This is a genomic window from Mycobacterium sp. pR1184 (assembly GCF_041287235.1).
Lineage (GTDB): Bacteria > Actinomycetota > Actinomycetes > Mycobacteriales > Mycobacteriaceae > Mycobacterium.
The window spans coordinates 248,514-270,193 of the sequence record NZ_JBGGKR010000006.1 but is presented as its reverse complement, the minus strand read 5'-3'; the positions used below and the strand labels follow the sequence as shown (position 1 = coordinate 270,193).

The following is a 21,680-nucleotide window of genomic DNA, read 5'->3' as shown; positions in this document are numbered from 1 at the left end:
CGGTGGCGGTATTTAGGGACGAGGACGAGGTCTATGCCTTCCTGGGCGGGATCTTTCGGCGGGGTTTGGAGAAGGAGGGTCTGGCGGACAAGCTCGCGAATTCGGGTGTGGTGTTGCGGGTGCATTACACAGATCCGGATGCGGTTGTGACGGTGGACATGCCGAACAAGGTGGTGGAGACCGGAGCGGCCAGTACCGCGGTGCCCAACGTGGAGTTGTTCATGTCGGCAGACACGGGGAACAAGTTCTGGTTGGGGAAGGTGAACTTGACGATGGCGATGGCCAAGGGAACGGTACGTGCGAAAGGTCCGGTGCCGAAGTTGATCAAGTTGATCCCGCAGGCCAAGAACCTGTTCCCCGAGTACCGGTTGATGCTGGAGAGCCAGAATCGGCAGGACCTCATCGATGCGTGACCCTCGCCTCACCGCGGGCTGTAGGGCGGGTGTGCGATGAGGAGCACGATGCAGGACGTTGCGTTGACTGTGCCCGCGATCGTGGCCCATGCTTCGGCAGTCCATGGCGATCGCGAGGTGCTGACTGCGCGCGGACCCCGGCAGATCTCTGGGGTGTCCTATCGCGAGGTGGGTGAGCGTGCGGCACGGTTGGCAAATGCTTTGCGCCAGATCGGCATCCGTGGAGATGAGCGTGTCGCGACGCTGCAATGGAGCAACCAGGAGCATCTGGACTGTTACGCGGCGGTGCCGTCGATGGGCGCGGTGCTGCATACGTTGAACCTGCGGCTGCCGCCGGAACAGCTGACGTGGATCGCCAATCATGCCGAGGATCGGGTGATCATCGTCGACAGTACGGTGCTTGCCCTTTTGGCGGCGGCGTTGCCGTCGATGACCTCGGTGCGCACGGTGCTAGTGACCGGAACCGGCGATCTTGCCGCGGTCGAGGGGTGCGGAAAGGACGTCCTACGGTACGACGATGTGGTGGCCGCCCAGTCGAGTACGTTCGAGTGGCCCGATGTCGATGAGCGGTCGGCTGCAGCGATGTGCTATACGAGCGGTACCACCGGGCACCCGAAAGGTGTTGTCTACAGCCATCGTTCGACGTGGTTGCACTCTCAGGCGGCGTGCACCTCGAATGCCTTGGGCATCGGTCATGACGACACGGTGTTGGCGATCGTTCCGATGTTCCACGCCAACGCGTGGGGGTTGCCGTATGCGGCGATGATGGCCGGCGCGCAGCTTCTGCTGCCTGACCGTTTCCTGCAGGCGGGGCCTTTGGTGGAGATGATCGAGGCGGTGCGGCCGACGATGGCGGGGGCGGTGCCGACAATCTGGACCGATGTTCTGCATTACTTGCGCGACAATCCTGGCCATGACGTGAGTTCGCTGAAGATGGTGGCCTGCGGTGGTTCGGCGGTTCCGCGGTCGTTGATGACCGCCTATGACGAGCTGGGCATCCGCATTGTGCAGGCTTGGGGGATGACTGAGACTTCCCCGCTGGCCTCGGTCGCTCTGCCGCGGAGTTCTGATACCCCGGAGAGGTCGCTTCACCTGCGCGCAACCCAAGGCCGGGTGGTGGCCGGTGTGCAGGCCCGCATCGTCGATGACAGCGGTGCAGAACAACCGTGGGACGGAAAATCGGTGGGGGAGATTCAAGTCCGCGGCCCGTGGATCACTCAGTCGTATTACGAGAATGACAGTCCGGCGGCGTCGCCGGACGGGTGGTTGCGTACCGGGGACGTCGGGACGATCAGCGCGGACGCGCTCATCGCGCTGACCGACCGCTCCAAGGATGTCATCAAGTCCGGGGGCGAATGGATCTCCTCGGTGGAATTGGAGAACGAGTTGGCCGCTCACCCTGCGGTGCGCACCGCCACGGTGATTGGAGTGCCCGACGACAAGTGGCAGGAACGGCCGCTGGCGGTGGTCGTCCTGGCTGCCGCCCGCACCGCCACCGCGGCGGAGCTGACCGAATTTCTGCGTGCGCGGGTGGCCAAGTGGTGGCTACCGGAACGGTGGGCGTTCGTCACCGACATTCCGCTGACTTCCACTGGCAAGTTCGACAAGAAGAAGCTGCGCCGCCAGTTCGCCGACGGTGACCTCATCATCGAGACGCTGGCGTGAATCATCAATCCACTGCGACCGAAACACTGACGTTAAGGAGACACACATGAAGACACGTGCTGCAGTGCTGTGGGGCCTAGGAGAAAAGTGGGAAGTCGAGGACATCGAGTTGGATCCTCCCGGCCCCGATGAAGTGCTCGTCCAGCTGACCGCGACCGGGTTGTGCCATTCCGACGAACACCTCGTGACCGGCGACCTGCCCATTCCGCTGCCCGTCGTCGGTGGCCACGAGGGTGCCGGCACCGTGGTCGAAGTGGGTGCGGGTGTCGAGAACGTCGCCGAGGGCGATTCGGTGATCCTGACGTTCCTGCCGTCGTGCGGGCACTGTTCCTATTGCGCGCGGGGGATGGGGAACATGTGCGACTTGGGTGCCGCGCTCATGATGGGACCCCAGATCGACGGCACTTACCGTTTCCATGCCAGGGGTGAGGACGTCGGCCAGATGTGCCTGCTGGGCACGTTCTCGGAATACACCGTGGTCCCCAAGGCGTCTCTGGTCAAAATCGACCAGGGGACACCGCTGGACAAGGCGGCGTTGATCGGGTGTGGTGTGACGACCGGGTACGGGTCGGCGGTGCGCACCGGTGAGGTGCGTGCCGGGGATACCGTGGCGGTGATCGGAGCCGGTGGCATCGGCATGAATGCGATTCAGGGTGCCCGCATCGCGGGCGCGTTGAACATCGTGGCTGTCGATCCGGTGGCGTTCAAGCGTGAACAAGCCGGCGGTTTCGGTGCGACGCATGCCGTTGCCACGATCGACGAGGCCTGGTCACTGATCAGTGACATCACCCGCGGCAAACTCGCCGATGTCTGCGTCTTGACCACCGATGTCGCCGAAGGGTCCTACATCGGCGAGGCGCTGTCCTTGGTCGGTAAACGCGGCCGTGTGGTCGTTACCGCGATCGGGCACCCCGAAGACACCTCGATGTCGGGTTCACTGCTGGAATTGACGCTGTATGAAAAGCAGATCCGCGGCGCTCTGTACGGTTCTTCGAACGCCGCCCACGACATCCCGCGGCTCGTCGAGCTCTACAACGCCGGACACCTCAAGCTGGATGAGCTGATCACCCGTGAGTACACCCTCGATCAGATCAACGAAGGCTACGCGGATATGCGATCGGGCCGCAACATCCGAGGACTCATCCGATTCTGATAAAGCAGCCGAAGCGCGGGAGCGCGACCACGGGAGCAAGCGAGCTGAGTACAACGGTTGAGTGCTGCGCGTCTGTGGCTCTTACCGTTGACGTGTTGATGCAGGACTAGCGATCGAAAGTCAATGTGCCCCATCGCCATAGGCTGTCGAGATGCGCTGCTGAGGTTGGCTGCGGTCACGCGTGTTGGTGTTGGCACCTACTGTCAGCCGGGAAGCCGTGATGAAACGTAGCTTTTGACGAGTCTCAACAGTGCTACTGACAAGGAAGGAAGCGGCGATGACGAGGATTCAAGTTCCCTATCCCCATAGGAGGGGAGGGCACTGTGGTTCCGGTGCGCTTCGTGACCTTACTGAATGGGCCCAACTCGGATGGGGGACAGAAGCACTCAGTGAAGGATTGGTCTTCACCCTCGGCGGAGTCTTGGACTTCTCGTACGTCCGCTCTACGCAGTTGTTCCCCCAGGTGTACCTGGTAGGACGAGGAAGCGACCTGGAACAGGATTACCTCTCCCGGGTTGGCGCAAAGTTCGTCGTGCGATCGACCGATGACCCGGACGTGGGATGGGCATTTGTGACCGACGAAATCGACAAAGGTCGACCCGTCATGGTCTGGGCTGACATCGGCGAACTTCCTTACCTGCGCGTCCGATTGCACATGAGCCGTCACGACATTGTCATCACCGGATACGATGACGAACAACGGGTCGCCTATGTGGTCGATAATGACCGCGAGACAACCCAGACGGTGGCCTACGACGACCTACGCCGGGCGCGGTCCTCGGTCGGGTTTCCCACACCTACCCGGCACACCACATATCACGTCGACTGGCCAGAGCGAGTGCCAGACCTTGGGCCGATCGCGGCCGCTGCACTCGCCGCGAGCGCAGCGTTCATGCGCGGCGGTGCCGTAGGTGCGCCGCTACTGCGCATCGAGGCAGCTGAAGTCGAATCTTCCGGTTTGAAGGGTGTGCAGGACTTCGCCGATGACGTAGGGCATTGGCCAACGCTGTTCGATGACGATGCCCTGACCGCGGCATTGTTCGGGCTCGGGGCGTTCATCGAGAAAGCCGGTACCGGCGGCGGGCTCTTTCGTACGCTGCAGGCAGACGGTTGCCAGAACATCGCCGATCTCCTAGATGACGCCGCCACTGCCGAAGCGGCTGCCGCGGCCCGACATGCTTCCAAAGCGTGGTCTACGCTTGCGGCCGCAGCCACGGATGCCGGCACATCGCTACGGAGTCGTAGTCTAGCTGCGGCCAAAGTCGCCGCGACGATCCCGGACGCCGAAACGCGCCTCGTCGAAGCCCTCGAAACGGCCAGTCGATCCGTTGGCACTGTCGATACCGGCATCGAAGCTCATCTGAAAGGCTATCTGTGAGTGGCACTTCAAATCAATCGAGTTTCCTGAAGACTACTGGTTTCTCGATTGGCAGCATGACGATGTTCAGCGCTTCGCCCAGAACGCGGTCGGTGACGTTCGTGACCCTTGTGCAGAAGGCGAGGTTGACCGTCACCGCTGTGGGGGACAGGATTTGGTATGACCCCTATAGCACCGACGACGACCCCGAGCATTATCGGGCGAGCTATGCGGCGACAGCGTCGAGGGCGTATTGCGGGGCAGGACCAAATGGCTGATAGTGACGGAACTGGAAGGTGTACCGCAGCGATGATCTCGGCGGGCTAACGAGTCCTTTACATACTGTCTTCGGGCGATCAGCCCAGCCGACGTCGGCGCAGTTCTTCAGTCGCATGGTGGTCCATGCACTGCGTGGTCCTATTTAGGAGGATTTCGTCATCGACGAGCAAGCGGAAGAAGATTCGGCCATCGCGTGGTGGCATAACTTTCAGAATCGTGTTATCGCCGCCGACGGCGACTACCTCGATGCGCACCATCCGTGGTGCCTTGGTTGCGGCACAGACAATCCGCACGGTCATCGCCTGCGAGCGCGTCGGCGTGGCGACGGGGTGGGCGCCAGGCATATCTTCGACGGCCGACATCGCGGCGCACCCGGGATCGCACATGGCGGCGCAGTCATGACGGTTCTTGACGACACGGTGGGCATGCTGCTCTACGTCGTCGGTGAGATGGCCGTCACCCGTAAGCTCGACACCGAGTTCTTCGCGCCGGTATTGCTGGGGGTTCCCTACGAGGTCAGCGCGGAGCTCGTGTCCAGAACCGGCCGGAAACTCGAAGTGCGGACAGAATTGCGCGAGGAAGCCACCGGCCAGCTGGTCGCGTCCGCGTCCGGGTTATTCGTCGTCGTCACGCTGGATCACTTCACTAGCTCCATACAGAAGGCGTCGTCAATACGCTGCACTGCGCGACCACCCTGGGAAGGATGACTCAACCCGTAAATCTGCTCATTTTTCAACCGGCGCAGGCTGCTCAGGATTGAACCGGGGCCGACAGGGGGTTTGCTAAGCAAACGCGTACTCGACCACATCGTGGTGTACCAGCCTTCGGTAGCGTGACGCCGCAGCGTGTCGGCGAAAATACCGCCGGTCTCATCTGTTGTGGCCCGCCGGGGAGTTGATATCGACCTGGATGTGCGAAGCGGCCGGGTCAGGTTTCTGGCCGAGGGTATACAGGCCAAGACTGCCGAGAAAACCCGCACAATGCTCGATAAGCACTTCGGTCGATAGGTTTAGTTGTCCGTCTATCCAGCGACGGAGAATCTCGAACAGGCCCCCGACACCGTAGGTAGCGGCGAGATCTGCGACCTGAATCACCTCGCTGGGTATATCGAGATGCAGGCGGGCCTCTCTGAGGACGAGCTCCGCAAATTCGGACATCAGTTCGCTTCGCAGCTGCCGAAGCAGGGGTTCAGCGCCCGATTCGACAAACAATATGCGGGCCATGCTGGGATCGTTCTCGATCATCTGAACCAGGGCCTTTATCGGAGCGTAAGCGAGTTCTTGAGGAGCAACGGTGTCATCCGGTATCGCCTTGGTGATCACGGCTTGGAAGGTGGTGGAGATCTTGGTGAACATCGCACGCAGGAGCGCGTCTCTGTCGCGAAACTGCTGGTAGAAGTACCGGCTCGTCACTCCTGACTCCGTACACACAGCGGTCACGGTGCACGCGGCGGCTCCCTGCTTGCCCATGAGCGCGACCGCGGCGTCAATCAGCAGTGCGCGGCGCTGCGCATCGCGTTGAGTTGCGGACAGCCCGCCATAAACACGTGCTGGACTCATGCCCTACATTCTGGCAGTCTCATGTGACAAGGCCTAAAGTCAGATCACGCAACGGAGGAAGGACCCCGTCAAGATGCCGGAAGATCGAGCCTCGACCAAGAGCCGTGTATTGCCAAAACCCCGGCGCGTTCGTTTCCCCATGCCCACCTCCACGAAGCGGCGACACTTCGTGGATGGCGACCTGGTGATGAGCCATTTCATCTCGGTGCTTTCTGCGACCTTCCCGGAAGGGGAAGACTTCTTCATCCGCTCGGTCAAGTATTTCCAGAGTTCCATCGACGATCCCCAATTGCTGACAGCGGTCAAGGGTTTCATCGGGCAAGAGGCCACACACCGACACCAGCATCGGCTCCTCAACGAACGGCTCCAGGCCATGGGTTATCCGACCGCGCGGATCGACCGCCACGTCGCACGCCTGATCAAGCGATTGGAGCGGCGCTTTTCGCCAGAAATGCGGCTGTCGATGACCTCTGCATTGGAGCACTACACCGCGACGCTCGCTGAAATCATTCTCACCAGCGATGACGCGCAGAAGCTCATCGGACAGACAGAGGTTCGACCGATTCTGCTGTGGCATGCGTTCGAGGAGTCGGAGCACAAAGCCGTCGCCTTCGACGCCTATCGGCTGATTGGAGGCACCGAGCGCACCCGCGTACGGGGCATGCGGATCGCCTCTGCAATTCTGTTCGGCGAACTCATTCTGCAGACTGCGCTGTCGATGGCCTCTGACAAGGCCTCGTATAACCCGGTCACGTTGGTGCGTAGCCTACGTCGCTTCAGTCGCACCCCGATGTTCACCGCCGATGCGCTGCAGCGATTCCGTTCGTACAACCGCCCCGGCTTCCACCCTGATGATTGGGACAGCACCGCGGTCCTGGAGCGATGGAGCAAGGAACTGTTCGACCAAGACGGCTCACAGAAGGTCATCGCTCAGCCGGGGTAGCAAAAGTGCGTGAGGAGGGCGACGCAGAAAGACACTGTTTCTGCGTCGTTCCTCCAAACAATCGACAGCGCGCCTGTCGTCACGGATTGGATGCCCGGTGGCGGGTCAAGGCGACAGTCATACAGACAAGTGCAGTCGGCCTCGAAACTCACGGAAAGGTTAAGCCTCAGCCGCTGACGACGTAGCGTTGAGCCAAGGTTTCAGCCAGTCGGCTCGTGTGCGCGACCACTTCCTTTTCGGTCACCGCGAGCAAACCGGAGTGCCAGGCCGTGATGACTTCGACGAACCCCCCCACCGCAACCAAAGTGTCCATACGAAGGGCCGTCTCGTCGGCGTCTTCTCTGAGATGTGGCCGGCTTGCCTCGACGACCAACTGCGTTGCCTCCTGCAGCGCCACAGCGCGGCGATCTTGCAGCGGTGAGCTACCTACATGCTGAGCGAGGAGGATGTGCGCCCGGCCAGGATCGCGTGCGATCCGGTCGACCACGATGGCGATCGCCGCGGTGATGGTTTCGATCGGCGGCCGATCCACACGCTCGTCGAAGAGCGCGGAAACCTCGCCGAGCATGTCATTGCGAACGCCATCCCACGCTGCGACGAGAAGATCCTCGCGCGTCTTGAAGTCCTCGTAGAAGTATCGATCGTTGAGCCCTGTCCGGGCGCACACGCCGCGCATAGTCACTGCGGCCCAACCGCTCTCACTCCAAATCTCGGTCGCAGCCTCGATCAATTGCTGCCGTCGCTCTGCTCGACGCTCAGCACCGGTCCGACCACCCCAGCGCGTGTTTCTCGACCGCACATCAAACATCTTGACAAAACGTCGGGCTCACGACCAAACTGGTGGCATGCGACACCAATGGTGGCTGATGCCCCCAAATCAATGGTCTCCCGCACCGGAAATCAGTGTCGCGATCCGAAAGGCAAGCAGATGAGGTTCTTGCCGTTCGGTAGTTCACCAGGTAGAACCCACCGCGCCCACGCAGTAGTCACAGGCGCAGGGAGCGGTATCGGCCGCGCGTTCGCCGTTGAGCTTGCACGCCGAGGTGGACGTGTTGTGTGTGCGGACAAAGACCCCATCACTGCGAAAGAGTCGGCCGAGTTGGTGAGGCAGGCCGGCGGCGAGGGTTTCGACGTCGTATGCGACGTCACCGACCTTGAGCAGGTCCGTAACCTCGCTGATGCCAGTGAAGACTGGTTTGGCAAGGCGGCGAGCCTGGTGATCAACAACGCCGGAATCGGTGCGGGCGGCAATCGCATCGGCGCTACGTCGGTCGAGGACTGGAACGCTGCGATTTCTGTCAACCTTTGGGGTGTTATCTACGGGTGCGAGACTTTCGTTCCCCGGCTCCGGAGCAACGGCCGTGGCGGAGTGATCAATGTGGCGTCCGCCGCGAGTTTCGGCTCGGCGCCCCGAATGGGGGCATACAACGTGAGTAAGGCCGGAGTGCTCGCTCTGTCCGAGACCTTGGCGGCCGAACTGAGCGGTACTAACGTCAATGTCACAGTGCTTTGCCCCACCTTCGTCAAGACGAACATCGCCAAAAATCCTCAGATTGAGGAGTCGGCGGCGAAACTCGCGACCAACCTGATGAGGTGGACCGGCATTTCGCCGGATCAAGTGGCTCGAACGACCTTGAACGCGCACGATCGCGGACAAATCTATGTAGTGCCCCAACTGGACGCGAAAATTTTGTGGCAACTGAAAAGAGCTTTACCCGGTCAGTTTACGCGGGCGTTGGGGCTGGTGGAGCGCGTGGCCTCATGGAACGATCCAGCCGAACAGAGGGAGCAGTGAAATGGCGTTCGCATATAGCGACATGCTCGAGACGATCAAGAACAAGCAATGGGCTCTCGCCGATATCGATTGGGGCGCCCCTGGTGCGGAGTTGATCACCGACGAACAGCGTCCCAAACTCAAGCAATTCATGTCCGACGTGCTGTGGATTGAGCATGTCGGAGCGCGCGCCTTTGCTGCGATGGCCCCGAAGGCGCCCTTCGAAGCGCTCGGAGACATTTACCGTTACTTTCACGCCGAGGAGCAGCGTCACGCCAACGCCGAACTTGCTCTGATGCGTCGCTGGGGCATGATCGAGGAAGGCGAAAAGCCTGTACCGAATAAGAACATCCGTCTCGTGATCGAGTGGCTAGATCGGTACACTGAGGCTCTTCCTCTGACTGTCATCGGCGCCGCGATTCCCGCACTGGAGACCGCGCTGGACGGGGCCCTGCTGAAATTTCTCCTTGATGAGGTCGACGACCCAATTTGCGGGGAAGTATTCAATAAGGTCAACAGCGACGAATCGCGGCACCTTGCAGTAGGTTTTCAAGTCCTGAATGACCTCGGCGCCAGTCCCATGCGAATCCATGCAATCCAAACGGTCGGCGCTGTGATGGACCCCCGTATTCTCACTGGCGCGTTGCTGTATATACCGCTTCTCACGCGCATGTTGATGAATCTCAACGCGATGGGGCTATCCGAAGAGAAGCTGTACAACGCGGTGACGCGATATGGCAATGTCGGGGACCGCAGTGAGCACACGCGGAGGGTGCCTGGATATCACATCTTGAAGGCCCACATGTCCTCCTCGATCAAGCGGTCCCAACCCCTTCACTTCGTTTCCCAGCGCTTAGGCAATGCGATCGACATCTTCCCCGTGCAAGTACTCGGGCGACCGCCTTCATGGACGGATGAACTGACCTATGAACCGGTCGCTAAATGACGGACACGGTAACGACTTTGATCGTCGGCGCCGGCTTCGCGGGTATCGGTACGGCGATGAGAATGCTTCAAGCGGGCGTTAACGACTTTGTCATCTTGGAGCGATCACATCGCGTCGGGGGCACCTGGCGTGACAACACTTACCCCGGCGCCGCCTGCGACATTCCGTCATTGCTGTACTCCTACTCGTTCGAGCCGAACCCAGGCTGGACTCGCGCATACTCGGGGAGCGCAGAGATCCTCGCCTATATCGACGCGATTGTCGCGAAATACGATCTTGGGAGGTTCATTCATTTCGGTGCGGACGTGAGTGCACTGGAATTCGACGAGGATGCCGGAGAGTGGGTTGTCGACACGACCGGCGGCAGGCGGTATCGGGGCCGTTCAGTCGTGATGGCTAGCGGACCACTTGCTGACGCCAGTTTCCCGGATATTCGTGGCATCGAGTCGTACGAGGGGAAAAAGATTCACAGTGCTCGGTGGGACCACTCCTATGACATGAGCGGTAAGAGGGTGGCGGTTATCGGGACCGGGGCGAGCGCTGTGCAGATCGTTCCCGAATTGGTCCAGTTGGCGGCGTCGGTCAAGGTGTTTCAGAGGACGCCCGGCTGGGTCCTACCGAGGGTGAATTTCCGGCATCCGGCCTGGGCGCGTTCGACTTTCAAGCGCATGCCGGCAACCGAACAGGCCCTACGAGGTGCGTGGTTTTGGGCGCATGAGGTCATGGCCGTGGGCATGGTTTGGGATACCGCTGCCACATCTGTCATCCAAGCGGCCGCGAAGGCGAATCTGCGTCGGCAGGTGAAGGATACCTGGTTGAGACGTCAGCTAACACCGCAGTTCAGACCTGGGTGCAAACGCATGCTTATGACTAACGACTATTACCCTGCTCTCCAGGCCGATAACTGCAAACTCGTCAGCTGGCCGATCGCCACACTGGCTCCGAACGGAATTCGAACCGCCGACGGCATCGAGCATGAGGTGGACTGCATAGTATTCGCGACAGGCTTCGATGTGTGTAAACGCGGTACGCCATTTCCGATCCTGGGGCGCGACGGGCGAAAACTCGAAGACGCGTGGTCTGAGGGGAGATTTGCCTACAAGAGCGTGAGTGTGGCCGGGTATCCGAATTTGTTCTTCACTTTCGGGCCTAATTCCGGTCCTGGCCACAACTCCGCTCTTCTATATATGGAGGCGGCAATCGATTACATCGTAAAAGCGATCGAGCTCTTGCGCGACCAAGGTAACGGAGTCCATACCCTGGATGTGAAAGAGAATAGCCAAAACGCGTACCACTCCAATATTCAGCGGCGGTTACGACGCACGACATGGAACTCGGGTTGCAGCAGCTGGTATTTAACAGAGGATGGCTATAACGGCACGATGTATCCGGGCTTTGCGACTCAGTTCACCAGGGAACTGTCCCGTCTGGATATGCGGGATTACGATATCACTCGGCGTGACGATGCTGACCTGAAGTTGACACAAACACGCTGAACTGCAGCAGCGGATAGGGTAAACATCAAAGCGCACGTGAGGAAGTAATGGGTTCTGAGTCTGGGCAGCACTACGAAATTGTAATAGTCGGAGCCGGGTTTTCTGGGATTGGTACAGCGATCAGCCTGTTGAAGGCCGGATTTGCGGACTTTCTTATAGTCGATGACGCCGATGGCGTCGGCGGTACATGGCACTGGAATACGTATCCGGGAATAGCGGTCGATATTCCGTCCTATAGTTACCAGTTCTCTTATGAGATGCGAACATCCTGGTCACGTACTTACGCTCACGGGGATGAGTTGAAGGCTTATGCAGAGCGGTGTGTAGAAAAATACGGACTCCAAAATTACATCCGGTTCAACACGACTGTGGACGAAGCCTGTTTCGACGAAGGCGCCGCACTATGGCGGCTGAGCTGCTCCTCTGGTCAGAATCTGACCGCGCGTTTTGTGATAAATTGCTCTGGCGTTCTCAGTCGGCCGAAGTGGCCTGATATTCCAGGAGTGCGCGACTTCGCCGGCGTGACGCTGCATACGGCCAGATGGGACCATACGAAAGATCTCACCGGTAAGCGGGTGGCGGTGATCGGGACTGGGGCATCTGCGGTGCAGCTGATTCCCGAAGTCGCGAAGATCGCATCAAGTCTGACGGTCTTCCAGCGAACGCCGATTTACTGCTTGCCGAAGCCGGATTTCTCCATACCGAGCTGGGCCGCGACAGTGATGCGGTTGGTGCCAGGGGCACAACTGATGACGCGCACTGCGAGTCAGGCGTTCGTCGAGTTCACATTTCCCATCGCAGCTCATTTTCACTCGTTGATCCCTGTGTCGGACCTCATGGAAGAGGCGGCGAAACGCTATATGCGTCGGGCGGTCGACGATCCGGTGACTCGAGACCAACTCATTCCTCGCTATTCGTTGGGTTGTAAGCGACCGAGTTTCCACAATTCCTATCTCGCAACGTACAACCGTCGCAATGTTTCGCTCGAGACCAGCGGCATCACCCATGTCGACCATGCCTCGGTTCACACTGAAGATGGCAAGAGTTATCCGATCGATGTCATGGTCTTGGCCACCGGGTTCAAAGTGATGGAGTCGGGCAATATGCCGACTTATGTGCTGAAGGGACGCGGTGGAGTGGAGCAGTCTGCCTGGTGGGATGAGCACCGCCTCCAAGCCTTCGAGGGTGTGAGCGTCCCAGGGTTCCCGAATCACTTCAATATCTTCGGTCCCTATGGTTACAACGGCTCCTCGTACTTCACACTCATCGAGGCGCAAAGTCGGCATATCGTCCGCTGTCTTCGTCGTGCGCGCACGCTGAAGGCTGATTACGTAGAGGTCAGACAGCAGGCGAACGATCGCTACTTCGGTGACATGGTTAGCCGCCGACATCGACAGGTTTTCTGGCAGCCGAGCTGTTCCAATGCCAACAGTTACTATTTCGACAAACACGGCGATGTTCCGTTGCGTCCGTCAACTACCCTGGAGACTTACTGGCGTAGCCGCACCTTCCGGCTCTCCGATTACCGATTTGAACGTCGCGCAGAATCCGTTGGCGCACGGTGACCAACACTGATGCGGCGGACCGGCGCCCCAGTCTTGCAAGTCATTTCGTGGCAATGACTTCGCGAAACACACTGCGTCCGCTGTCGCAACTCATCCCGTCGAGCGCCCACGGCCTCGCGGTGATGGATCGCGTACTCCGGATGGCGCTTGTGGGATCGCGGCCCCGCCGAAGCGTGGCGGTTCGCACAATAGATACCGAGTTCGCCGGGAATCAGATACGCGGGGATTGGATCACTTCTCCTGCAGTCGATCCACACGCGGTTCCGTTGCTCTACATTCATGGCGGCGCCTACTCCATGTGCTCACCGGCTACCCACCGCGGCCTGCTCGGTGAACTTGCCTCCGCGAGCGGTCGGCCCATCTTTGCGGTGAGGTATCGGCTAGCTCCACGCTATCCCTTTCCCGCTGCCGCCGACGATGCACTGAACGCATACCGCTGGCTCGTCACAGGGCAGCCTTCGGCTTCCGGCGAACGCGGTGTTGCGGTGGCCGGGGACTCGGCGGGCGGCCAGCTCACGATGGCCACCGCCCTTGGCGCACGTAGTGACGGACTGCCGCTGCCGGATTCGATGCTTCTCATGTCTCCGGTCCTGGATCTGACATGTGAACTCGCGAGGGCACGCGAACTTCGCCGCCGTGATCCTTTCGCCTCTGCTCGGTCCGCGGCCCGCGCTCTTGACCTGTACGTGGCTGGTGCAGATCACCGCAATGAGCGAATCAGCGTGCTCGACGCAGACCTCAGGTCCATGCCACCGATCCTGATTCAGGTAGGCGGAAGAGAAATGTTGATCGATGACTCGAGGCATCTTGCCGACCGCCTCCGATCGGCCGGATCAAGCGTTGAGATACAGGTGTACCGGGGACAGATCCACGTGTTCCAAGCCATGTTCCGAATCCTGCCCGAGGCTCGTGAGGCGATCCACCGCGCTGGAAACTTCCTGAAAGCTTCGGCCCACCGGTGAAAGTGTTGGGACCGTGGATGCTCCACTGCCACCGCGCCATCAACTGCTTCTTAGCTGTCTCATGACAGGCGGCTTTGCGAGGGATCCTCGAGGACACGATCCGTCGATAGTGATCATCGGGGCCGGCGTCGCGGGTATCGCCATGGCCCATCAGCTGAAGAGGGACGGATTCACCAACTTCACCATGGTGGAAAAAGCTGCAGACATCGGCGGCGTCTGGCGCGACAACACCTATCCAGGAGCGGCTTGCGACGTGCCGTCAGCGTTGTACTCACTCTCGGACACGCCCAACACTCGTTGGTCGAGACGTTATGCAGAACAGCCCGAGATACTCCAATATCTTCGCCGACTCGTCCTGGCCGACGGAATGGACCTGCATTTGCGCACGCGGACCGAAGTCGTCGAGATGACCTTCGATGAACAGGCCGGCCGTTGGCGTTTGGTGACCGGATCCAGCGAGACGATCTGGTGCGATGTCGTGATTTCGGCCGTGGGGCAGCTCTCGCGACCTCATACGCCGAATATTGCCGGCGAAGACACCTTCGAGGGGCCGCGTTTTCATTCGGCGCGTTGGGACCATTCGGTATCGCTGCGCGGCAAGGAAGTAGCCGTCATCGGGACAGGCGCAAGCGCGATACAGTTTGTGCCACGGATCGCACACGAGGCACAGCGCGTAACGCTGTATCAGCGCACGGCGCCTTGGATTTTGCCGAAGTGGGACAGCAGGTACGGACGTCTTCACCAACAGCTGATTAAGGTTCTGCCGCTGTGGCTGCGTCTTGAGCGTTTCGCGGTATGGCTGATTTTTGAAGTGCTCGCAGTGACGTTGGTCGACGCGAAGCCCTTGTCACGCATTCTCGGCGCGGTCGCCCGCTACCACCTCCATCGGCAGGTTGCCGATCCAATGCTGCGCCGGCAACTCACGCCATCAGATGCGCCGGGGTGCAAGCGGGTGTTGTTCTCGAATGATTACTACCCCGCGATTGCCAACGGTGAAGTCTCGTTGGTGACCAACGCGGTTGCGAAGCTTTGCGACAAGGGAGTCGTGACCGACGATGGCGTACTCCATCGCGCGGATGTCGTCATTTACGGAACAGGTTTCCGCGCTACCGACTTCCTCGCCCCGATGCGTGTTCGCGGCTGGGGCGGAGTGACTCTGGACGAGGTGTGGGGGACGCAGGCGCACGCATACCTGGGCATTACAGTCCCGATGTTCCCGAATCTCTTTCTCCTCTATGGCCCGAACACGAATGTCGGTTCCGGGTCGATCATTTACATGATCGAGTCTCAGGTCCGCTATGTCGGTGCCCTCATCAAGATTTTGGCGAGTGACCCAGGGCGTACGGTCGACGTCAGGCCAGACATCGAGCAAAGCTACAACACACGATTGAGCCGGCGGCTGCGAAGGTCGGTGTGGGCGCTTTGCGCGAGCTGGTACACGACCTCGAGTGGCGCGATCCCGACGAACTGGCCTGGGCCTACATTTGCCTACCGGATCCTCACCCGCAAACCACGCAGTCACGATTATCTATTCAGGCACGTTGAACGCCTTCAGTTAGACGGCCCGAGTGAGAACCGCGCGAGGCTGCGCAGATGATCCGGGTCGCAGGCGGTGTCTAACATTTCACTGTTAACTGTTCGAATATTGACATTCAGCACATCTATGTAAACTATTACCAGATACCCGTGCAGCAGAGCGCCCAGGAGGCATCGTGGCTAATCAGCTTCTCGCAATCACGCGTCACCCCAAGGAGCGGTTGACGTCTGTCCTGTTGGCGCCCGCCCCCCGCGTCGTCGATGACAAATGGCGACAGTGGAGTCGGGACTGGAGAGTCCGGGAACTTGCGCCGGCCCCCGCCGGATCTGGGCTGAGAGCCGTCCTAGGGGACGCTGGACTCCCGTTGCTGGGGCACACTGTCGACTACATCCGATTTGGTTCAGAATTCAGTCGGGAGCGTTACGAACGTTTGGGCTCGGTGTCGTGGATGGGCGCATTCGGTACCAAAATGGTGGTCATCGCCGGTCCAGACGCAACGCGTGAGGCGTTCACAAGCGAAGCCAAGGCCTTTTCTCAAGATGGCTGGTCCTTCCTGATCGATGCTTTCTTCCATCGCGGGTTGATGCTCATGAGCTTCGACGAACATTTGATGCACCGGCGCATCATGCAGGAGGCGTTCACGCGTCCTCGCCTGACCGGATATGTCGGGCAGGTGGCCCCGTGCGTTCGCGCAGCCGTGCCCGCGTGGCCGACCGGTCCGTCGGTCCGGATCTACCCGTTGTTGAAGAATCTCACCCTCGATATTGCCACGGATGTCTTCATGGGTGGCCGCGGCAAGGACGAGAGCGCTGCTGTCAACGAGGCGTTCGTGTCCACTGTTCGCGCGGCGAGTTCCTTTGTGCGAGTTCCACTCCCGGGCACCAGGTTCCGCGCCGGCGTGCATGGGCGGCGCGTGTTGGAGGACTACTTCTCCCGACACCTGCCGGCCGCGCGTGCAGGCGAGACCGACGATCTATTCGCCGCCCTCTGCCAGGCGACCACAGAAGACGGTGAACGGTTCTCCGACGAGGATGTGATCAACCACATGATCTTTCTCATGATGGCCGCCCATGACACCTCCACGATCACCACCACTGCTGTCACCTACTTCCTCGCTAAACATCCTGAGTGGCAGGAGAAGGCAGCGGCGGAGGCGCGGTCCTTCGGTCACGATTCGCCAGATATCGACGAACTGGAGCGGATGACGGTCCTCGATCTGATCCTCAAAGAAGCTCTGCGTCTGCTGGCGCCCGTTCCGCTGGTGATGCGCAAGACCGTCCGCGATGTCGCCATCGACGGCTATCACATCCCCCGTGAAACCTTGTGCGCAATCACACCCGCCGTAAATCACTTCGACCGCAGAATATGGAGCGACCCGGACCGTTTCGATCCGTCGCGCTTCGATGAGCCCCGGCGCGAGGACCAACAGCACCGATTCGCCTGGGTGCCGTTCGGCGGGGGGGCGCACAAATGCATTGGGATGCAGTTCGGCACACTCGAGGTGAAGGCAATCCTGCACCAGATGTTGCGTACCTACACTTGGACGGTCCCAAACGACTATCACGTGCGTTGGGACAACACCTCGCTGCCCATTCCCGTGGACGGACTGCCTGTGACGTTGCGGCACCGATGAGCGGTGAGAACTCGCCTTACCTGGAGCCCACGGAGTTCCTCGATTGGCAACATGAATCGGTACGCGACTTCGTTGCATCGGCGACCCGCGGCGCGGTCGACGACACCACGAAGGCCATAGCCATCTTCACTGCGGTCCGCGACTCGATTTGGTATGACCCCTACACCGTGACCGATGACCCGCATGCGTATCGCGCCAGCACCATCGCAACTGCAGACCGCGCTTACTGCGTCCCGAAGGCGGTGCTCTTGACGGCGGCCTGCCGAGCAGCAGGCATCCCAGCGCGGCTGGGGTTCGCCGATGTCCGAAACCACCTTCAGACCGAGACATTGCGTGAGCGGATGGGCGGTACCGACGTCTTCGTCTACCACGGATACAGCCTCATGCATCTCTGCGGTGTCTGGGTCAAGGCAACTCCGGCGTTCAATCGCGAGCTATGCGCACGGTTCGGCGTCCCGCCAATTGATTTCGACGGGCGCACAGACGCCCTGCTGCACGGGTTCGCCGGTGACGGCACACAACACATGGAATATCTGAGGGATCGAGGCGCCTTCGACGATCTACCGCTGGCAGAGATCCTGCAAGCGCTCAGAACCCACTACGGGACGCTCATAGGCGATGCGAGTCGCCATCCAGACCTGTTCGCCTGAAGGGCCGATGCGTAATGCACAGCACGATGCAAGACGTCCAGCTCACAATCTCGGCAATTGTCCGCCATGCCGCCTCCATTCACGGAAACAGCGAGGTGATCACCCCCGACGGAATTGGATACCGAAGTATGTCCTACCGTAGCGTCCTGGGGCGAGCGGGCCGACTTGCCAATGCGTTGCGCGGGCTCGGAATAACGGCAGATCAACGGGTGGCCACTTTTCAGTGCAGTAACCAAGAACATCTCGAGGCCTACTGCGCGGTTCCCTCCATGGGCGCGGTGCTGCACACCCTCAACATTCGTTTGGCTCCAGAGCAACTCGCGTACATCGCCAACCATGCCAGCGATCAGATCATCCTGGTGGATGCGTCGGTTGCGCCATTGTTGGCTAGTGCGCTACCAGCGATGGAGTCGGTGCATACGGTCATCGCCACCGGGGGCGGCGACCTCGCTCCGCTGCAGCGATGCGGGAAGACGGTGTTGCGTTACGAGGAGATCCTGGCGCAGCAACCGGAGACTTTCGATTGGCCCGAGATCGATGAGCGTTCCGCCGCGGCCATGTGCTACACCAGCGGGACTACTGGAAATCCCAAAGGTGTTGTCTACAGCCACCGTTCGACCTACCTACATGCACTGACCGCCTGCACGTCGAACGCCCTGGCAGTGAGCGAGGCCGACCGTATCCTGGCCATTGTCCCGATGTTTCACGCCAATGCGTGGGGACTGATCTACGCGGCGTTGATGTCTGGTGCGGACTTGGTATTACCCGATCGCCATCTGCAAGCCGCGCCGCTGGTGTCGATCATCGAAGAGACTCAGCCGACTATCGCCGGTGCAGTGCCGACGATCTGGAACGATGTCGATCGATACCTGGAATCGAATCCCGCCCGGGACATCTCCTCACTTCGGCTGGTTGCCTGCGGGGGATCGGCAGTCCCCGTCTCGCTGATGCGGGCATTCGAAGACAAGTACAACGTGCCTATCGTGCAGGCATGGGGCATGACCGAAACCTCGCCGCTGGCTACCGTCGCACGCGCAGCGCACGGAGTAGGCGAGACCCGTGCGTGGGAGATGCGCGAAAGCCAGGGTCGGCCGATGTGCGGTGTCGAGATCCGGTTGCGTGACGACCACAAGAAGACAGTGCCGTGGGACGGTCGATCAGCGGGTGAAATACAGGCGCGAGGCCCGTGGATCACCGGCGCCTACTTCGGCGACGATGATCCGGACAAGTTCGACGGAGGGTGGCTGCGCACCGGCGACGTCGGCCGGATCGACCCGGACGGGTATCTCACGCTGACCGATCGTGCGAAGGACGTCATCAAGTCAGGTGGAGAATGGATCTCCTCAGTCGAGCTGGAAAACACGCTGATTGGTCACCCGGCGATCTACGAGGCTGCGGTGGTGGCAGTTCCCGACGACAAATGGCAGGAAAGACCGCTCGCCCTGGTCGTGGTTCACCGTGGAGCCGAGGTCGACATCGACCGACTGCGCGCGTTTCTGTTGGACAAGGTCGCCAAGTGGTGGATCCCGGAGCGGTGGAGCTTCGTGTCTGAGATTCCCCGAACAAGCGTCGGGAAATACGACAAGAAGGCCATACGCGCGCGTCACTCCGCCGGCGAGTATCAGATCGAAACGTCCTAAGAAATCAAACCCATTGATATTGAACAGCCGAGAGGGAATCCTGTGACAGCATCAATTTCTCCCTGGATGAGCGCCGAATTGCTCGAGCTTCGTGACCTTGCCGCGAAGTTCTTCTCGACCGAATTGGCCCCACATGCGCAACGTTTCGCAGACCAGCACCAAGTTGACCGAGAATTGTGGCACAAAGCCGGCGAACTAGGCCTGCTCTGCATGTCCATACCCGAAGAATACGGCGGGGGAGGCGGCACATTCGCGCACGAAGCCGTCGTACTCGAAGAGCAAGCCCGAGTCGGGGACAGCTCATGGGGCGCAGGGCTGCACAGCGGAATCGTCGCGCACTACATCCTCCAGTATGCGGCCGAAGAACTACGGAGGCAGTGGCTGCCCAAGATGGCCTCAGGCGAAATGATCGGTGCTATCGCCATGACGGAGCCAGGGACCGGTTCTGATCTGCAGAGTGTCAAGACCAAAGCAATTCTTGACGGTGACGAGTACGTGATCACCGGCGCAAAGACCTTCATCACCAACGGTCAGCAAGCCGACCTGATCATCGTCGTCGCCAAGACAGATCCAAGTCAGGGCGCCGCCGGCATCTCGCTGATCGTCGCCGAAGCCGATCGACCCGGATTCCGGCGCGGCAAGGTCCTCGACAAAATCGGCCAACGCGGACAAGACACCTCCGAGTTGTTCTTCGACGACGTAAGAGTGCCCCGCTCGCACCTCCTGGGCGAGACCGAGGGTCAGGGTTTCATTCAGCTGATGACGCAGCTACCTCAAGAGCGGCTCATCGTCGCGGTTGGGGCGGTCGCGGCGATGGAACTTGCCGTGGAGCAGACACTCAAATACACCCGTGAGCGGGAAGCGTTCGGACGGCCCGTCTTCGGCTTCCAGAACACGAAATTCATCTTGGCCGAAGCTGCAACCGAAACGCGCATCGCACGAGTATTTTTGGACTACTGCATCGACCTACACCTCGCGGGCCAACTCGACGTCCAGACCGTCGCCATGGCGAAATGGTGGACCACTGAGCGAGCGATGAAGGTGCTCGATGACTGTTTGCAGCTCCACGGCGGATATGGGTACATGACCGAGTACCCCATCTCGAGATTGTGGGTGGACCAGCGCGTGCAGAAAATCTACGCCGGCACAAATGAGGTGATGAAGGAAATCATCTCGCGTTCCCTATGACCCTGAACGATTAGCCACCTGCACATTACTCACCTGGGAGGATTGATGGCATCTACAGAGGTGCCATATCGCCACGAAATGGGTGGACATTGCGGATCGGGTGCCCTTCGGGAGTTGATACCAGATGCTCCTATCTTCAGGCAATGAGTTCTTCAGGCAATGAGTTCGTTGGTTCTTCTGCTGGGTTGGCGGAGGGCGTGGTAGATCTCGCGGGCGATGTACGCTTGATGCAGCGCATGATCTCGTTCTTGGTTTTGCCTTCGGCCAGGCGGTGAACGAAGTAGTCGCGGGTGGGCTGGTGACGGCGCATGCGCACCACCAGGATGACGTGCAGGGCACGGTTGGCGTCGCGATTGCCTCCCCAATTGAGCCGGTGGCGGATCGTTTTGCCGCTGGAGGCTTCCAGTGGGCTGACCCCGCAGAGTTTGGCGAAAGCGGCGTCGCTGCCGATCCGAGCGGGGTTGTCGCCGAGGGCGGTCAGCAGCGTGGCAGCGGTGTCGGGCCCGACGCTGTAGCTCGGGTGCGGCGGTGGCGGTGATGGTGTCGACGTGGCGTTCGAGTCGGGCGGCTGCGGTGTCGAGCTGGTGGCAACGTGCCGCCATCGACTTGATAGCAGTAAAGAAAGTTCTCACATCGCAGGCCAGCGGCGGTCAGGCGGGCGTTGGTCGCGCCTGCTGCCCGCGGCGTCTCGATGCGGCGAGGAGCGAGGACAGTCCTGGCTTGTCGTGGTGCCAGGATGCCGTGGCCGTTGAGATGTACAGCGCTCGTCGTCGTGTGCAAGCTTGTGTGGCGGCGGACGGAGGGCGAAGCGTAGCGAGCGGCGCGGACGGGAGCGCCAGCGGACGGGAGCAGAGGGAGTGTAGCGAAGCCCGCAGGTAGCCGCCGGTTCCTCGCGGGCTATGGCGGCCCGGGCTCCGCTG

Annotated in this window: 20 protein-coding genes; 16 read left to right on the top strand and 4 right to left on the bottom strand. The window is 60.5% G+C overall.

Annotated elements, in window-relative coordinates:
- The first annotated feature begins 2 nt into the window (after positions 1-2).
- The 4 genes from ACAG21_RS13285 (at position 3) to ACAG21_RS13270 (ending at position 4,609) form a co-directional block, all read left to right on the top strand.
- Positions 3-413, top strand: coding sequence for an SCP2 sterol-binding domain-containing protein (locus tag ACAG21_RS13285; RefSeq protein ID WP_016889191.1), 411 nt, complete (start codon positions 3-5; stop codon positions 411-413).
- A gap of 48 nt (positions 414-461) precedes the next feature.
- Positions 462-2,078: a fatty acid--CoA ligase gene (locus ACAG21_RS13280; RefSeq protein ID WP_081283115.1), complete on the top strand. Its 1,617-nt coding sequence runs from the start codon at positions 462-464 to the stop codon at positions 2,076-2,078.
- 46 nt (positions 2,079-2,124) lie between these two features.
- Entirely contained in the window at positions 2,125-3,231 is a 1,107-nt protein-coding gene (locus ACAG21_RS13275) for an NDMA-dependent alcohol dehydrogenase (RefSeq protein WP_012394825.1), read from the top strand.
- A 277-nt stretch (positions 3,232-3,508) separates the two neighbouring features.
- Entirely contained in the window at positions 3,509-4,609 is a 1,101-nt protein-coding gene (locus tag ACAG21_RS13270; protein ID WP_042789224.1) for a BtrH N-terminal domain-containing protein, read from the top strand.
- Between the two features lie 335 nt (positions 4,610-4,944).
- Here the strand turns inward: ACAG21_RS13270 and ACAG21_RS13265 are convergent, their stop codons facing one another.
- Complete coding sequence (locus ACAG21_RS13265; RefSeq protein WP_012394823.1) at positions 4,945-5,229, bottom strand: hypothetical protein; 285 nt, start codon at positions 5,227-5,229, stop codon at positions 4,945-4,947.
- Here ACAG21_RS13265 and ACAG21_RS13260 point away from each other — a divergent pair.
- Complete coding sequence (locus ACAG21_RS13260) at positions 5,197-5,574, top strand: PaaI family thioesterase (RefSeq protein WP_016889187.1); 378 nt, start codon at positions 5,197-5,199, stop codon at positions 5,572-5,574. The two genes, ACAG21_RS13265 and ACAG21_RS13260, sit on opposite strands and share 33 nt — an antisense overlap.
- Positions 5,575-5,736: 162 nt before the next feature.
- Here the strand turns inward: ACAG21_RS13260 and ACAG21_RS13255 are convergent, their stop codons facing one another.
- Positions 5,737-6,426, bottom strand: a complete 690-nt coding sequence (locus ACAG21_RS13255; RefSeq protein ID WP_012394821.1) for a TetR/AcrR family transcriptional regulator — start codon at positions 6,424-6,426, stop codon at positions 5,737-5,739.
- Positions 6,427-6,499: 73 nt separating this feature from the next.
- On the opposite strand from ACAG21_RS13255, the gene ACAG21_RS13250 reads away from it, so the two are divergent.
- A complete protein-coding gene (locus ACAG21_RS13250) occupies positions 6,500-7,369 on the top strand; it encodes a metal-dependent hydrolase (protein ID WP_012394820.1) in 870 nt (289 codons plus the stop codon).
- Positions 7,370-7,535: 166 nt separating this feature from the next.
- On the opposite strand, the gene ACAG21_RS13245 is transcribed toward ACAG21_RS13250, so the two are convergent.
- Positions 7,536-8,099, bottom strand: coding sequence for a TetR/AcrR family transcriptional regulator (locus ACAG21_RS13245; RefSeq protein ID WP_041324713.1), 564 nt, complete (start codon positions 8,097-8,099; stop codon positions 7,536-7,538).
- Positions 8,100-8,297: 198 nt separating this feature from the next.
- On the opposite strand from ACAG21_RS13245, the gene ACAG21_RS13240 reads away from it, so the two are divergent.
- The 10 genes from ACAG21_RS13240 to ACAG21_RS13195 all read left to right on the top strand — a co-directional run bounded on the left by ACAG21_RS13240 (position 8,298) and on the right by ACAG21_RS13195 (position 20,760).
- A complete protein-coding gene (locus tag ACAG21_RS13240; RefSeq protein ID WP_012394818.1) occupies positions 8,298-9,164 on the top strand; it encodes an SDR family NAD(P)-dependent oxidoreductase in 867 nt (288 codons plus the stop codon).
- A 1-nt stretch (position 9,165) separates the two neighbouring features.
- Entirely contained in the window at positions 9,166-10,089 is a 924-nt protein-coding gene (locus ACAG21_RS13235; protein ID WP_370496555.1) for a ferritin-like domain-containing protein, read from the top strand.
- Positions 10,086-11,585 carry an NAD(P)/FAD-dependent oxidoreductase gene (locus tag ACAG21_RS13230; protein ID WP_012394816.1) on the top strand — a complete coding sequence of 500 codons (1,500 nt, stop codon included), beginning with the start codon at positions 10,086-10,088 and terminating at the stop codon, positions 11,583-11,585. Before ACAG21_RS13235 ends, ACAG21_RS13230 begins: the two co-directional genes overlap by 4 nt.
- Positions 11,586-11,632: 47 nt before the next feature.
- Complete coding sequence (locus ACAG21_RS13225; protein ID WP_012394815.1) at positions 11,633-13,150, top strand: NAD(P)/FAD-dependent oxidoreductase; 1,518 nt, start codon at positions 11,633-11,635, stop codon at positions 13,148-13,150.
- Positions 13,147-14,112 carry an alpha/beta hydrolase gene (locus tag ACAG21_RS13220; protein WP_012394814.1) on the top strand — a complete coding sequence of 322 codons (966 nt, stop codon included), beginning with the start codon at positions 13,147-13,149 and terminating at the stop codon, positions 14,110-14,112. The genes ACAG21_RS13225 and ACAG21_RS13220 overlap by 4 nt, the downstream gene beginning before the upstream one ends.
- Before the next feature lie 61 nt (positions 14,113-14,173).
- The gene (locus tag ACAG21_RS13215; RefSeq protein ID WP_370496642.1) at positions 14,174-15,709 is read left to right on the top strand and encodes a flavin-containing monooxygenase; all 1,536 of its coding nucleotides are present in this window, start codon (positions 14,174-14,176) and stop codon (positions 15,707-15,709) included.
- A 115-nt stretch (positions 15,710-15,824) separates the two neighbouring features.
- Complete coding sequence (locus ACAG21_RS13210; RefSeq protein WP_012394812.1) at positions 15,825-17,282, top strand: cytochrome P450; 1,458 nt, start codon at positions 15,825-15,827, stop codon at positions 17,280-17,282.
- The gene (locus ACAG21_RS13205) at positions 17,279-17,932 is read left to right on the top strand and encodes a transglutaminase-like domain-containing protein (RefSeq protein ID WP_012394811.1); all 654 of its coding nucleotides are present in this window, start codon (positions 17,279-17,281) and stop codon (positions 17,930-17,932) included. The genes ACAG21_RS13210 and ACAG21_RS13205 overlap by 4 nt, the downstream gene beginning before the upstream one ends.
- 14 nt (positions 17,933-17,946) lie before the next feature.
- Entirely contained in the window at positions 17,947-19,572 is a 1,626-nt protein-coding gene (locus ACAG21_RS13200; RefSeq protein ID WP_370496554.1) for a fatty acid--CoA ligase, read from the top strand.
- 66 nt (positions 19,573-19,638) lie between these two features.
- Entirely contained in the window at positions 19,639-20,760 is a 1,122-nt protein-coding gene (locus tag ACAG21_RS13195; protein ID WP_016889182.1) for an acyl-CoA dehydrogenase family protein, read from the top strand.
- 136 nt (positions 20,761-20,896) lie between these two features.
- Here ACAG21_RS13195 and ACAG21_RS13190 read toward each other — a convergent pair whose 3' ends face one another.
- Positions 20,897-21,211 (bottom strand): transposase, encoded by a 315-nt coding sequence (locus ACAG21_RS13190; RefSeq protein WP_231973737.1) that lies wholly within the window; start codon positions 21,209-21,211, stop codon positions 20,897-20,899.
- Positions 21,212-21,680 lie beyond the last annotated feature (469 nt).